This window comes from Rhodococcus sp. CH91 (genome assembly GCF_022554085.1).
Lineage (GTDB): Bacteria > Actinomycetota > Actinomycetes > Mycobacteriales > Mycobacteriaceae > Rhodococcus.
This window is the reverse complement of record NZ_JAKFYR010000011.1, coordinates 96,349-108,785: the sequence shown is the minus strand read 5'-3', so window position 1 is coordinate 108,785 and position 12,437 is coordinate 96,349. Positions and strand designations below refer to the sequence as shown.

11 protein-coding genes are annotated in these 12,437 nt (G+C 69.9%); 8 read left to right on the top strand and 3 right to left on the bottom strand.

Annotation, left to right across the window (positions count from 1 at the left end; all coding sequences use genetic code 11):
• Positions 1-3: 3 nt before the first annotated feature.
• From MOM01_RS19270 to holA, 4 genes are all read left to right on the top strand, one after another.
• Positions 4-849: a DegV family protein gene (locus MOM01_RS19270; protein WP_241387044.1), complete on the top strand. Its 846-nt coding sequence runs from the start codon at positions 4-6 to the stop codon at positions 847-849.
• Positions 850-957: 108 nt separating this feature from the next.
• Positions 958-1,767, top strand: coding sequence for a ComEA family DNA-binding protein (locus MOM01_RS19265; protein WP_241387043.1), 810 nt, complete (start codon positions 958-960; stop codon positions 1,765-1,767).
• A complete protein-coding gene (locus MOM01_RS19260; protein WP_241387042.1) occupies positions 1,764-4,127 on the top strand; it encodes a DNA internalization-related competence protein ComEC/Rec2 in 2,364 nt (787 codons plus the stop codon). Before MOM01_RS19265 ends, MOM01_RS19260 begins: the two co-directional genes overlap by 4 nt.
• Positions 4,124-5,095: a DNA polymerase III subunit delta gene (holA, locus tag MOM01_RS19255; protein WP_241387041.1), complete on the top strand. Its 972-nt coding sequence runs from the start codon at positions 4,124-4,126 to the stop codon at positions 5,093-5,095. The genes MOM01_RS19260 and holA overlap by 4 nt, the downstream gene beginning before the upstream one ends.
• A 106-nt stretch (positions 5,096-5,201) precedes the next feature.
• On the opposite strand, the gene rpsT is transcribed toward holA, so the two are convergent.
• Positions 5,202-5,462 carry a 30S ribosomal protein S20 gene (rpsT, locus tag MOM01_RS19250; protein ID WP_006554505.1) on the bottom strand — a complete coding sequence of 87 codons (261 nt, stop codon included), beginning with the start codon at positions 5,460-5,462 and terminating at the stop codon, positions 5,202-5,204.
• Between the two features lie 238 nt (positions 5,463-5,700).
• Here rpsT and MOM01_RS19245 point away from each other — a divergent pair, with 238 nt between their 5' ends.
• Positions 5,701-6,582: an aquaporin gene (locus MOM01_RS19245; RefSeq protein ID WP_241387040.1), complete on the top strand. Its 882-nt coding sequence runs from the start codon at positions 5,701-5,703 to the stop codon at positions 6,580-6,582.
• A 15-nt stretch (positions 6,583-6,597) separates the two neighbouring features.
• Here the strand turns inward: MOM01_RS19245 and MOM01_RS19240 are convergent, their stop codons facing one another.
• On the bottom strand, positions 6,598-7,221 hold the full coding sequence (locus MOM01_RS19240) for a type II toxin-antitoxin system PemK/MazF family toxin (RefSeq protein WP_241387039.1): 624 nt from the start codon (positions 7,219-7,221) through the stop codon (positions 6,598-6,600).
• A gap of 70 nt (positions 7,222-7,291) precedes the next feature.
• Between MOM01_RS19240 and lepA the strand changes: the two genes are divergently transcribed.
• Both lepA and MOM01_RS19230 read left to right on the top strand, forming a co-directional pair.
• Positions 7,292-9,181 carry a translation elongation factor 4 gene (gene lepA, locus MOM01_RS19235; protein WP_308197011.1) on the top strand — a complete coding sequence of 630 codons (1,890 nt, stop codon included), beginning with the start codon at positions 7,292-7,294 and terminating at the stop codon, positions 9,179-9,181.
• Positions 9,182-9,215: 34 nt separating this feature from the next.
• Positions 9,216-10,148 (top strand): NAD(P)H-dependent flavin oxidoreductase, encoded by a 933-nt coding sequence (locus MOM01_RS19230; RefSeq protein ID WP_241387038.1) that lies wholly within the window; start codon positions 9,216-9,218, stop codon positions 10,146-10,148.
• A gap of 16 nt (positions 10,149-10,164) precedes the next feature.
• Here MOM01_RS19230 and MOM01_RS19225 read toward each other — a convergent pair whose 3' ends face one another.
• Entirely contained in the window at positions 10,165-12,105 is a 1,941-nt protein-coding gene (locus MOM01_RS19225) for a glycoside hydrolase family 15 protein (RefSeq protein ID WP_241387037.1), read from the bottom strand.
• Positions 12,106-12,171: 66 nt separating this feature from the next.
• Between MOM01_RS19225 and MOM01_RS19220 the strand changes: the two genes are divergently transcribed.
• Positions 12,172-12,378 carry a hypothetical protein gene (locus tag MOM01_RS19220; protein WP_241387036.1) on the top strand — a complete coding sequence of 69 codons (207 nt, stop codon included), beginning with the start codon at positions 12,172-12,174 and terminating at the stop codon, positions 12,376-12,378.
• Positions 12,379-12,437 lie beyond the last annotated feature (59 nt).

Sequence of the window (12,437 nt, the reverse complement as noted above, 5' to 3'; positions counted from 1 at the left end):
GTCGTGCCCGTCGTCGTCGTCACAGATTCGTCGAGTTGCATCGATCCCGAACTGGTCGATCGGTACGACATCCGTGTCGTGCCGCTGCACATCATCGCCGCCGGACGCGACCTCCGCGAGGGGGTCGACGAGTTGCCGGAGGACCTGTCGACGGTGACCACCTCCGGGCCCTCACCCGCGGAGCTCACCGACGCGTACACCGAGGCCCTCGAGGCGAGTGGGGGAGACGGAGTGGTCGCCGTTCACCTCTCCCGCCTGCTGTCCGGCACGTGGGAGGCCGCACGGCACGCAGCGGAATCGCTCGGCGATCGCATCCGGCTGGTCGATTCACGCAACACCGCAATGGGTTTGGGGTTCGCTGTGCTCGAGGCGGTGCGCACCGCCCAGGCAGGAGCCGACCTGGCACAGGTCTTCGACCGAGCCGCGGAGGTCGCGGCGTCCGCGCGGACCCTGCTCGTCGTGGACCGTCTCGACCACCTGCGCCGGGGTGGGCGGATCGGGACGGCGACCGCGTTGCTCGGCACCGCGCTCGCGATGAAGCCCGTACTGCACATCTCCGAGGGCAAACTCGTCCTGCGTGAGAAGACACGCACGATGACCAAGGCGATGGCCAAGCTCGTCGACGGGGTGGTCGCGGAGGTCGGAGACCTCCCGCTCGTCGCGGTGCAGCACCGCGATGCACCGGACCGTGCGCGCAGCCTCGCCGAGCAGCTCACCTCCCGGTTACCCGAGGGCACCGAGGTGATCGTGTCCGAACTCGACGCGGTTCTCGGCGCGCATGTGGGCCCGGGTGCGGTCGGAGTCGTCGTGGCCTCGGCGGCCACCGGCCCCGGCGACCGGGAAGACTGAGCAGCTCTTACACGACGTCCGTCCCCAGGGGCGCGGTTCATCCACAGGCCGAGCCGGATCGCCGTCGGCGCAGCATTCCTCGGGTGTGGCTGTCGTTAGCCTCGCGCCATGGCCGACCACCGGGATCACTCACGTACGCGGCTCGGCGCCCTGACGCGCTCCCCGGCCGAGATGCCGGGCGATCCACCCTGGGCACACGTCGACAGCACGTGGACGGATCCGGAGCCTCACGACGACATCGAACGATCCGGTGTTCCGCGTGAGCGGTTCGTCGATCGGCTGGCCACCGCACGGTGGGACACCGGGCGACGGGGTACCGTCGCTCTCGCGCTGGTCGGAGTGTTCGCGGCCGTCCTCGCCCTCGTCGTCGTGTGGCGCGACCGTCCCGTCCCCGAGCCGGTTCCCCCGCTGCCCTCGGTCGAGGTCGTGGCCCCGGACGAACCGGCCGGGCAGAGACAGCAGGACGTATCGGAGACCGTGGTCAGCGTCGTCGGGGCGGTGGCCCGCCCGGGACTCGTGCGGCTCGAACCGGGGGCACGCGTCGCCGACGCCCTCGATGCTGCAGGCGGTGCGGCCGACGGTGCCGATCTCGTCGGCCTGAATCTCGCTCGCAGGGTGGCCGACGGCGACCAGATCGTCGTGGGAATCGTTCCACCCCAACCTGTTCCACCGTCGAGTGGCATCATGGGAGCGGGCGCGCCCGGCGGCGAGGCCGTCACCGCGGGTGGGCTGCTCGACCTCAACACCGCCGACGAGTCCGCTCTCGATGCGCTACCGGGAGTCGGGCCGGTGACGGCCGCGGCGATCGTGGCGTGGCGGACGGCGAACGGGCCGTTCACCGACGTCGAGCAGCTCGGGGAGGTCGACGGCATCGGACCCGCACGCCTGGCCCGGCTGCGCGAATCGGTGACCGTGTGAACCCCGCCGGAGACGCCTCGGCCACACCTGTTCTCGACGTGCGGCTGGTGGCGCCCGTCCTGGCCGTGTGGGCCGTGACCCTCCTCGGGTTGTACACGGGATGGCCGATCGTGACCGCGACGGTGTTCGCGGCGATCCTCTGCGGTGCACTCGCGACGTATCTCACCGCGACCGGTCGCATCCGGCGTCGCACCGTCGCGCGGGTGGTGCTCGCGGCCCTGGCGGTCGTCGCGGGATCGGGAGCCGCTGTCGGCGCTCGGATGTGGGCCGTCGATCGGCATCCGGTCGCTGCCGCGGCGGAGGAAGGATCGTGGGCCACCGTCGTTCTCGTCCCGTCCGACGATCCGCGCCGTATCCGGGCGGCGGCGTTCGACGGCACGGACCGCGTTCGCGTCCCGGCGCGTCTCGAGCATGTCACCGTCGCGGGTCTGTCGATGGACGCCGGGGGATCGGTGGTGGTGTTCGCCCCTGCGGAATCCTGGTCCGAACTCCTTCCGGGACAAGCGATCACGGCACGAGGGCGGTTGGCGACGCATACCGGTCCGGGCACCGAAGTGGCGCTGCTCCGTACGGAGAATCCGCCGGTCGCGGTCGGTCCGCCACCGGTCTGGCAGCGCTGGGCGGGTACGGTGCGAGAACGACTCGCCGAGGCCGCATCCGCGGTGCTTCCCCCGGATCGAGCCGGATTGCTGCCCGGGCTGGTGGTCGGAGACACCCGGGCGTCGACCGAGGACGTCCGCGAGGACTTCCGCGTGGCCGGTCTGGCGCATCTCACAGCCGTGTCGGGCGCCAACGTCAGCATCGTCCTGGGGGCCGTTCTGCTGCTCGTCCGTGCCGCGGGGCTCGGTCCCCGCGCCGGAACCGTTCTCGCCGCAACGGCTCTCATCGCCTTCGTCATCGTGGTCCGTCCGTCCGCGAGTGTGGTGCGTGCCGCCGCGATGGGTGCGATCGGGCTGCTGGCATTCGTGACGGGCCGAGAACGCCAGGCACTCCCCGCCCTGTGCGCGGCGGTGGGAGTACTGCTCGTGCTGATGCCGGATCTCGCCGTGGACGTGGGATTCGCGCTCTCGGTCTCCGCGACGGCCGGGTTGATCGTCGCCGCCCCACCTGTCGTGGCGCGTCTCGTCGAGTCCGGATGGCCGCGCCCCGTCGCCGAGGTCACCGCGATGTCGCTGGTCGCCTGCGCGGTCACGGCCCCGCTCGTCGCGGCGGTGAGCGGGGCGGTGAGCGTGGTGTCCGTCGTCGCCAACGTGCTCGTCGCGCCGGTGCTGGCCCCGTTGACGGTTCTCGGCTCGCTGGTCGCGGTGGCAGCCACCGTCCTTCCGTGGGCGGGAGAGGTGCTCGCTCGCGGAACCGACCCGATGCTGTGGTGGTTGATCACCGTCGCGGACCGGGCGGCGTCGTTGCCGTCGGCCGAACTGGAGGTGCCGGACGGGCCACGAGGTGCGCTGATCACGGCCGTGCTGGTCGCCGCGACGTGGTCGGTGATCCGGTATCGACGCGCGCGGGTCGTGGCGGTGGTGGTCGCGGTGGCCGTCGCGTCGGTCTGGCTGCCGGTGCGCCTCCTGCGACCCGCCTGGCCCGGCGCCGACTGGGTCTTCGTCGCGTGCGATGTCGGGCAGGGCGACGCACTGGTCCTCGCCGCCGGCAACGGGCGTGCGGTCGTCGTCGACACCGGCGCCGAGCCGGAACCGGTGGACCGGTGCCTGCGCCGGATGCGGATTCGCGAGGTCGCGCTGCTGGTGTTGTCGCATCCGCACGCCGACCACGTCGGTGGGGTCCGAGGCGTTCTCACGGGGCGTTCGGTCGGCGCAGTGGTGATCGGGGCCGGCGCGGCCTCACACGAGGCCGGTGCGGAAGCGCTGAGCCCGGCGACCGATGCCGGTGTCCCCGTCCGCGAGGTCGGTGCCGGGACCGTGCTGCGCGCGGACGAGCTGGAACTCGAGATACTCGGGCCCTCCGGACACACGGCCGGTCGCTCGGCGAACGACGCCTCGCTCGTGCTGGCGGCCGAGACGGCGGTGGGACGGATCCTGCTTCCCGGCGACGCGGAGGAATCCGCGCTCGACGCGCTCCTGCGCTCGGGCGCCGACCTGCGGGCAGAGGTGCTGAAGATGCCGCATCACGGATCCCGCACGACGCCGGAACATTTCCTGACCGCCGTGCGGCCGCGGGTCGCGGTGATCAGCGCCGGACGCGACAACATCTACGGCCACCCACATCCCGAGATCGTGTCCGTCCTGGACGAGATCGGAGCCAGGGTGCTGCGTACCGACCTGCACGGCGATGTCGCCGTGGTCCGGACCGGCTCCGGGGCGGCGGCGGTGGTGTCGGAGGTGCGTGGCACGATCGAACCGTGAGCGACGCGTCCCTGCATCTGGTCCTCGGTGAGGAAGAACTGCTCGTCGACCGCGCTGTGGCGCAGATCGTGTCCGACGTCCGAGCCCGGAGCGGGTCGCCGGCCGACCTTCCCGTGTCCCGGTTGCGCGCGGGCGACGCCGGCGTCCCCGAACTCGCCGAACTGTTGAGTCCGTCGCTGTTCGCAGAAGAACGCATCGTGATCCTCGAATCCACCGCGGACGCCGGAAAGGATGCGGCGGCACTGATTCTCGAGGTGGCGGCCGATCCGCCGCCGGGGGTGACCCTGGTCGTCCTGCACAGCGGCGGGGGCCGCACCAAGGCGATGGTGCCCGCGCTGCGCAAGTACGGAGCCGAGGAGCACGAGTGCGCGGCGCCGGCGAAAGCGGGCGAGAAGGCCGCCTGGGTGCGCACGTTCGTCCACAAGGAGTTCCAGGCTGCGGGCGTGCGAGTCTCCGGTGAGGTCGAGCAACTCGTCATCGAAGCTGTGGGATCGGATCTTCGCGAACTCGCCGCCGCGTGCAGTCAGCTCGCGGCCGACACCGGCGGCAAGATCGATGCCGCGGCGGTGCGGCGCTACTACTCGGGCAAGGCCGAGATCTCGGGCTTCGACGTGGCCGACAAGGTCATGGCCGGCGATACGGCCGGGGCGCTCGAAGCGCTGCGGTGGGCGATGCATCGCGGTGTCGCGCACGTCCTGCTCGCCGATGCCCTCGCCGACGCGGTCCACACGGTCGCGCGGGTGGGATCGGCCGGTCGCGGCGACCCGTTCGCTCTCGCCTCGTCGCTCGGGATGCCGCCCTGGAAAGTCAAGAAGGCGCAGGGGCAGGCACGCTCCTGGGCGCCGGCCTCCATCGGCACCGCGCTGACGATGGTCGCTGCGCTCAACGCGGACGTCAAGGGTGCTGCAGCCGATCCGGATTACGCACTCGAACATGCCGTGCGTGTGCTCTCGCAGTTACCGGGCTGACGTCGCACGGCCTCCGGCACGCCGCCGGGACGCGACGAAGGCCGCACCCCTGCGGGGTACGGCCTTCGGAAGCAGAGCCTGCGTCTACTACCTCGGAGCGATCAACTCAGAGCTTGTTGGCAAGCTTCGCCAGGGCAGACTTCTTGTTGGCTGCCTGGTTCGGGTGGATGACACCCTTGCTGGCTGCCTTGTCGAGCTGGCGGCTGGTGGCGACGAGGAGCTCGTTGACCTTGTCCTTGTCGCCGGCGGCCGCGGCCTCGCGGAAGGAACGGATCGCCGTGCGCAGCGACGACTTCACCGACTGATTCCGGAGTCGGTTGCGCTCGTTGGTGCGAATCCGCTTCACCTGGGACTTGATGTTGGCCACGCGTAAAATCCTGTCGTCTTGCTGGTAGCTGGTATGAAAGCTCTGGGTGCGTAAGGGCACCGACGAATAACAGTACCAAGAATCGGTCGCGAGCCCAAACCGGCGGGTGTGGACCCTCGTCCGCGGCCCGAGTGCAACCGTTTCGCTCCGAAGACCGCTCGGTCTCCGTATCGTGCCTGGGGGACAGCGCATTCCTCAGGCTCCGCCCGCGCGGAGCCGCGACGCGCAGAGGTGAATCATGGATCCCCACCGTGAAGCTCCTTCCGGCGAAACCGGTTCCGAGACGGATGTGACGCGCGAACACGGCGCCGTTCCCGCCCCGCCACCGCCGGACCGCGACGCCGAACGCGAGACCTCCCTCGAACGCAGCGAGCCCGGAGAGTTCTCCGACCTCCGGAAGTTCGCAGCCGAGGCGATCGGCACCTACGTGCTGGTGTTCTCCGCCGTGGGAACCGCGGTCTTCGCCGGCAACTATGTCGGCCAGCTCGGCGTCGCGCTGGCCTTCGGCCTGACCCTGCTGTTCCTGGTCTATACGATCGGCCCGATCTCGGGATGCCACGTCAATCCCGCCGTGACCCTCGGACGGCTCATCGTGGGCCACGTCACGCCGATACGCGCCGTCGGTTACTGGCTCGCGCAGATCGCCGGAGGCCTGCTCGCAGGTGTGACGATCTTCGCGGTCGCGTCCTCGCTGCCCGCCTACGACCGTGCCGCGGACGGACTCGGCGCGAACGGCTGGGGTGCACACAGCCCGTCGGCCGTGCGCGGCCCGCTCGGCGGCGTCCTCCAGAACGGATACGGCATCGGTGCAGCAATCGTCGTCGAGGTCCTGCTCACCGCGCTACTGGTGTTCGTCGTCCTCGCGACGACCGACCAGATCGCCGACGTCCTCATCGCGGGCATCGCGATCGGCTTCACGCTGGCGGTGATCCACCTGATCTCGATTCCGATCGACAACACGTCCGTCAACCCCGCCCGCAGCCTGGCCGTGGCCTTCTATCAGAACGGAGCGCTCGGTCAGCTGTGGTTGTTCATCGTCTTCCCGCTCCTGGGCGGTGTGCTGGGGGCGCTGGTCTACAGCTTCCTCTTCGGACGGCGGTACGGCCTCCGGCCCTCGTGACCCCTCGTCGCCGGGTCAGCTCCAGCCGAATTCGGCGCGCAGCCGGGCGGCGACCCGATCGAAGCGGTCGCGGGGAAGGATCGCGCCCTCGCGGCGGATGCCGTCCTCGGGGACGTCGAGCACCCGGTCGAGCCGCACCCAGCTCGGGCGGTTCTCCGCGTCCCACCGGCCCGAGCCGATCCCCAGCCAGTCGCGGTGGCCGTCCCGGTCGGTGTTCGACGAGAGCATGAGCCCGAGCAGCGTCGAATCGTCACGCCCCACGACGAGTACCGGACGGTCCTTGCCCTGGGTCGGGTCGTCCTCGTAGGCGACCCAGGTCCACACGATCTCGCCCGGATCGGCGCGACCGTCCAGGTCGGGGGAGTATTCGAGTCGGCGGGCGCGCTGCGCGGTGGGCGTCGTGCGCGACGCCACCGGCCGGCCGGGAGCCGGAGGTTTCGCCCCGGACGGGCGCGGCGCCGTGCGGTCCCGGCGGTCGTCCGCCGGGCGGTTCGCGGTAGTCGCCTGCCCGGCTCCGTTCAACGCCGCGCGCGCTTTGTCGAGAGCCCCGGACTGCTGCAACTGCTGGTAGATCTTCGGGCCCTGCTCGACGGCGAGACGCCCCAGCTGCCTGCCCAACTTCTTCCATGTACCGGCCACGGGAACCGAGCTTAACCGGATGAGGTGCGGGTGAAATCCCGCCCGCCGCCGCACTTGGATATTCTGCAGGGTGACCGCGGTCTGCGAGGCCGCTGCCAGTCCGAGTCAGGAGCACGACATCAGCACCTTCGCCGACACCACGTTCACGGACCCCCGGAAGATCCGGAACTTCTGCATCATCGCGCACATCGACCACGGCAAGTCGACGCTCGCGGACCGCATGCTGCAGCTGACCGGGGTGGTCGAGGAGCGGCAGATGCGCGCCCAGTATCTCGACCGCATGGACATCGAGCGCGAGCGCGGCATCACGATCAAGGCGCAGAACGTGCGCCTGCCGTGGCAACTCGACGGCGAAGACTACGTGATGCACCTGATCGACACGCCGGGTCACGTCGACTTCACCTACGAGGTGTCGCGAGCACTCGAGGCCTGCGAGGGTGCGGTGCTGCTCGTCGACGCCGCGCAGGGAATCGAGGCGCAGACCCTCGCGAACCTGTACCTCGCGCTCGACAAGGACCTCACGATCATCCCGGTCCTCAACAAGATCGATCTGCCCGCCGCCGATCCGGACCGCTACGCGAGCGAGATCGCCAACATCATCGGCTGCGAGCCGAGCGAGGTGCTGCGCGTGTCGGGCAAGACCGGTGTCGGTGTGGCCGAACTCCTCGACGAGGTCGTGCGGCAGATCCCGGCGCCCGTGGGCGAACCGGACGCTCCGGCCCGCGCGATGATCTTCGACTCGGTCTACGACACCTACCGCGGCGTCGTGACCTACGTGCGCGTCGTCGACGGCCGGATCGTGCCGCGCGAGAAGATCAAGATGATGTCCACGGGTGCGACCCACGAACTGCTCGAGGTAGGCATCGTCTCGCCCGAACCCAAGCCCACGGCCGGGCTCGGCGTGGGTGAGGTGGGCTATCTCATCACCGGTGTGAAGGACGTGCGTCAGTCGAAGGTGGGCGACACCGTGACGACGGCACGCGGCGGAGCGGAGGAACCGCTCACCGGCTACCGCGAGCCGCGCCCCATGGTGTACTCGGGCCTGTACCCGGTGGACGGCTCGGACTACCCGGTCCTGCGCGACGCCCTCGACAAGTTGCAGCTCAACGACGCCGCGCTCACCTACGAGCCGGAGACCTCGGTGGCGCTCGGCTTCGGCTTCCGCTGCGGCTTCCTGGGCCTGCTGCACATGGAGATCACCCGGGAACGGCTCGAACGCGAGTTCGGCCTCGACCTGATCTCCACCGCTCCCAACGTCGTCTACCGGGTGGTGCTCGAAGGCGGCCAGGAGCACATCGTCACCAATCCGTCCGATTGGCCGGAGGGCAAGGCGCGCGAGATCTACGAACCGATCGTCAAGTGCACCATCATCGCGCCCAGCGAGTTCATCGGTTCGATCATGGAGCTGTGCCAGTCGCGTCGCGGCGAGCTCGGGGGCATGGACTATCTGTCCGAGACCCGCGTCGAGCTGCGCTACACCCTCCCGATGGCCGAGATCATCTTCGACTTCTTCGACTCGCTGAAGTCGCGTACCCGCGGCTACGCGTCGATGGACTACGAGGAGGCCGGCGAGCAGGAGGCGGCGCTGGTCAAGGTCGACATCCTGCTGCAGGGCGAGGCGGTGGACGCGTTCAGCGCGATCGTCCACAAGGACGCCGCGGCCGCCTACGGCAACAAGATGACCACCAAGCTCAAGGAACTCATCCCGCGCCAGCAGTTCGAGGTCCCGGTGCAGGCCGCGATCGGCTCGAAGATCATCGCCCGCGAGAACATCCGGGCGATCCGCAAGGACGTGCTCGCCAAGTGCTACGGCGGTGACATCAGCCGTAAGCGCAAGCTGCTCGAGAAGCAGAAGGAGGGCAAGAAGCGGATGAAGACGATCGGCCGCGTGGACGTTCCGCAGGAAGCGTTCGTCGCCGCACTGTCGTCCGAGGCATCCTCGGACAAGCCCAAGAAGTAGCGACTCGCGCGCCGTCGTCCGGGAAAGGATGCAAGTGCCGGCCACCTGGCTCACCCGTGAACTCGACATCTCCGTTCCGATCGTGGGTGCGCCCATGGGGGGACGGGCCGGAGGGCGTCTCGCCGGGGAGGTGACCCGGGCCGGAGGGATCGGTCTCATCGGTGCGGCCCGCTACAACTCCGCGGAGTGGATCGACGGCGAGGTCCGTCTCGCCCGGGAGATCGGCGGCGGCCCGCTCGGGTTCGGGTTGATGACCTGGTCGCTCGCCGAGGACGACTCTCTGCTGACGGCCGTGCTGGCACACCGCCCGCAGGTGGTGGTGCTCTCGTTCGGTGACCCGGCCCCGTACGTCGACCGGGTGCACGAGGCGGGTGCGCTGGTGCTCTCACAGATCAACACGATCGACGACCTGCGGGTCGTCGAGGCGGCGGGTGTCGACGCCGTCGTTGCGCAGGGACACGAGGCGGGCGGTCACACCGGCCGGATCGGGACGCTGCCCCTCGTGCAGGAGGTGCTCGAGTCGACCTCCCTGCCCGTTCTGGCCGCGGGCGGGATCGCGTCCGGGCGGGGGCTGGCCGCGGTGCTCGCCGCCGGGGCGGAAGGTGCCTTCGTGGGCACCGCGCTGCTGGCCAGCCCGGAGACCGTGGGGCCCGAGTACGCCCGTACCCGCCTCGTGGAAGCCGCGAGTGCCGACACCGTCTACACCGACGTCTTCGACAAGGCGCGGCATCAGCCGTGGCCGGCCCGATGGGGTGGGCGCGCCCTGCGGAACTCGTTCACCGACGAGTGGCACGGGCGGGATGCCGACGAGGACACCCTCGCCCGTGCCTACACGGCGGACGACCCGGACATCGGTGTCGTCTACGCGGGTGAGGCGGCGGGCCTGGTGCGTGCCGAACGGCCCGCCGGCGAGATCGTCCGCGAGATGGCCGTCCAGGCCGAGGCACTGCTCGGCCGGTTCCGCTGAGGAGCCGGGGACCGGTTCACGGTCCGTGATGGGCCGGCTGGAATCCTCCCGCCGACGCGTCGCGTTCGGCCCGGATGACGTGCACGACCGCGTTGATGAGCGCGAGATGGGTGAAGGCCTGCGGGAAGTTCCCCAGATGCCGCCCGGTCTCGGGATCGATCTCCTCGGCGTACAGTTTCAGCGGGCTCGCGTAGTCCAGAAGACGCTGGCACAGCGCCGTGGCCCGCGCGACCTCGCCGATCTCGACGAGTGCGGAGACGAGCCAGAACGAGCAGATGGTGAACGAGCCCTCCCGGCCGGACAGTCCGTCGTCGGTGGTCTCGACGCGGTAGCGCAGCACCAGACCGTCCTCGGTCAGCTCGTCCGCGATCGCCAGCACCGTGGCCCGTACGCGGGGATCGTCCGCCGGCAGGAACCGCAGGAGCGGGATCAGCAGTGCCGAGGCGTCGAGTGAGGAATGCCCGTAGCGCTGGGTGAAGACACCGCGCTCGTCGACACCGTGCTCGAGAATGTCGGCCTTGATCTCGTCGGCGACGGCCGCCCACCGGCGCGCGTAGTCCGGACGCCCCTGCAGGGCCGCCAGCTTCGCGCCGCGATCGATGGCCACCCAGCACATGACCTTCGACGACACGAAATGCTGGGGTTCGCCACGTACCTCCCAGATGCCTCGATCGGGTTCACGCCAGTGCGTCACCGCCTCCTCCACCTGCCGGCGCAGCGTGTGCAGCAAGGTCTGGGGGAAATGGCCACGCGATTTCACGTGCAGATACACCGAATCGAGCAGTGTCCCCCAGATATCGTGCTGCCGCTGGTAGTACGCGTCGTTCCCGATCCGCACGGGCGTCGCTCCGTCGTGCCCGCTCAGATGATCGAGAGTCTGCTCGGGTAGCTCACGTTCCCCGCCGACCCCGTACATGACCTGCAGCGGATGTCTGACACCGTCGGCGCTGCGCGAGACGTCGAGGATGAACGAGAAGAAGTCGTCGGCCTCGCGATCGAACCCCAGGGTGTACAGACCCCACAGGGCGAAGGTGGAGTCGCGCACCCAGGCATAGCGGTAGTCCCAGTTCCGTTCACCGCCGGGAGTTTCCGGCAGCGAGGTGGTCGGCGCCGCCAGCAGCGCCCCGGTGGGGCTGTAGGTCAGTCCCTTGAGGGTGAGGGCGCTGCTCTGCAGATAGGTACGCCACGGGTGATCGGGGAAACGCCCGGTGGTGATCCACTCGCGCCAGTAGTCCTGGGTGGCGGTCATCTTGGCGACCGCCTCCTCGAAGGTGTGCGGCATGGGCCGGTCCGACCACGACAGCGCGACGAACGCCGTGTCGCCCTTGTTCAACCTCCGCCGAGCGCGGACCTCCCGGTCCTCGATCCCGAGGCGCAGGTCGGTCGTCATGCGCAACGCGGGATGCTGCTCCGGCGCGTTCCGGCAGTAGGCCGTGGCCTCCTCGTAGACCTTGCCGGTGTACCGCCACTCCGTCCGGCCCCGGTGGTAGTCGAAGGCGGGTTCGCAGCTCACGTAGAGGTCCACCGTGCCGTTCACGCACCGCACCGTCCGCAGCAGTATGTGCTCGGCCTTCCAGTCGGAGGGGGTGCGCCGATGGGTGGCGGAGCGTTCGTCGACGTCGTACCAGGGCGCCATGACCAGTGCATCGCGCACGATCATCCATCCGGTGTCCGTCTGCCAGGTGGTCTCGAGGACCAGGCCGCCCGGCAGATAGCGCCGCGCGGCGGGAACCGTGCGATCGTGCGGCGCCAGCCGGAAGTGCCCCGCACTGCGGTCGAGCAGCGCTCCGAACACGCTGGGCGAGTCCGGTCGCGGCACGCACATCCATTCGACGGTGCCGTCACGGGCGATCAGGCAGGTGCTCTCGCAGTCCGAGAGGAATGCGTAGTCGTCGATGGGCGGGAACGCACTCCGCCGGAGCGGATTGTTCGGCAGCGGCGATGACGGATGATCCATCTCTCCATGATCGCCTCGTCCCGGGCGGATCGCAGCGCGGTTCGCCGAGCCGTTAGGCTGGGACCGGTGGAGCGGGTTGCGTCGTGGTGGGACGGTTTCGAGCTGTGGCTCGCGGGCCTGTCCTTCGTGCCTCAGGTGACGCTGGTGCTGGTGGTGCTGTTGCCCCTGTGCGCCGGGATCGCGTGGTTGCTCGACCGGGCGATGGCCACCGCATTCGCGCTGGTAGGGCGGGGCGAGTCCGATGCCCCCGCCCAGAGTACGGAGGACTGCTGACATGCCGCGTTCGCGCGTGACCCTGGCGCTCGTCGCGCTGCTGCTCATCGTCGTCGTCG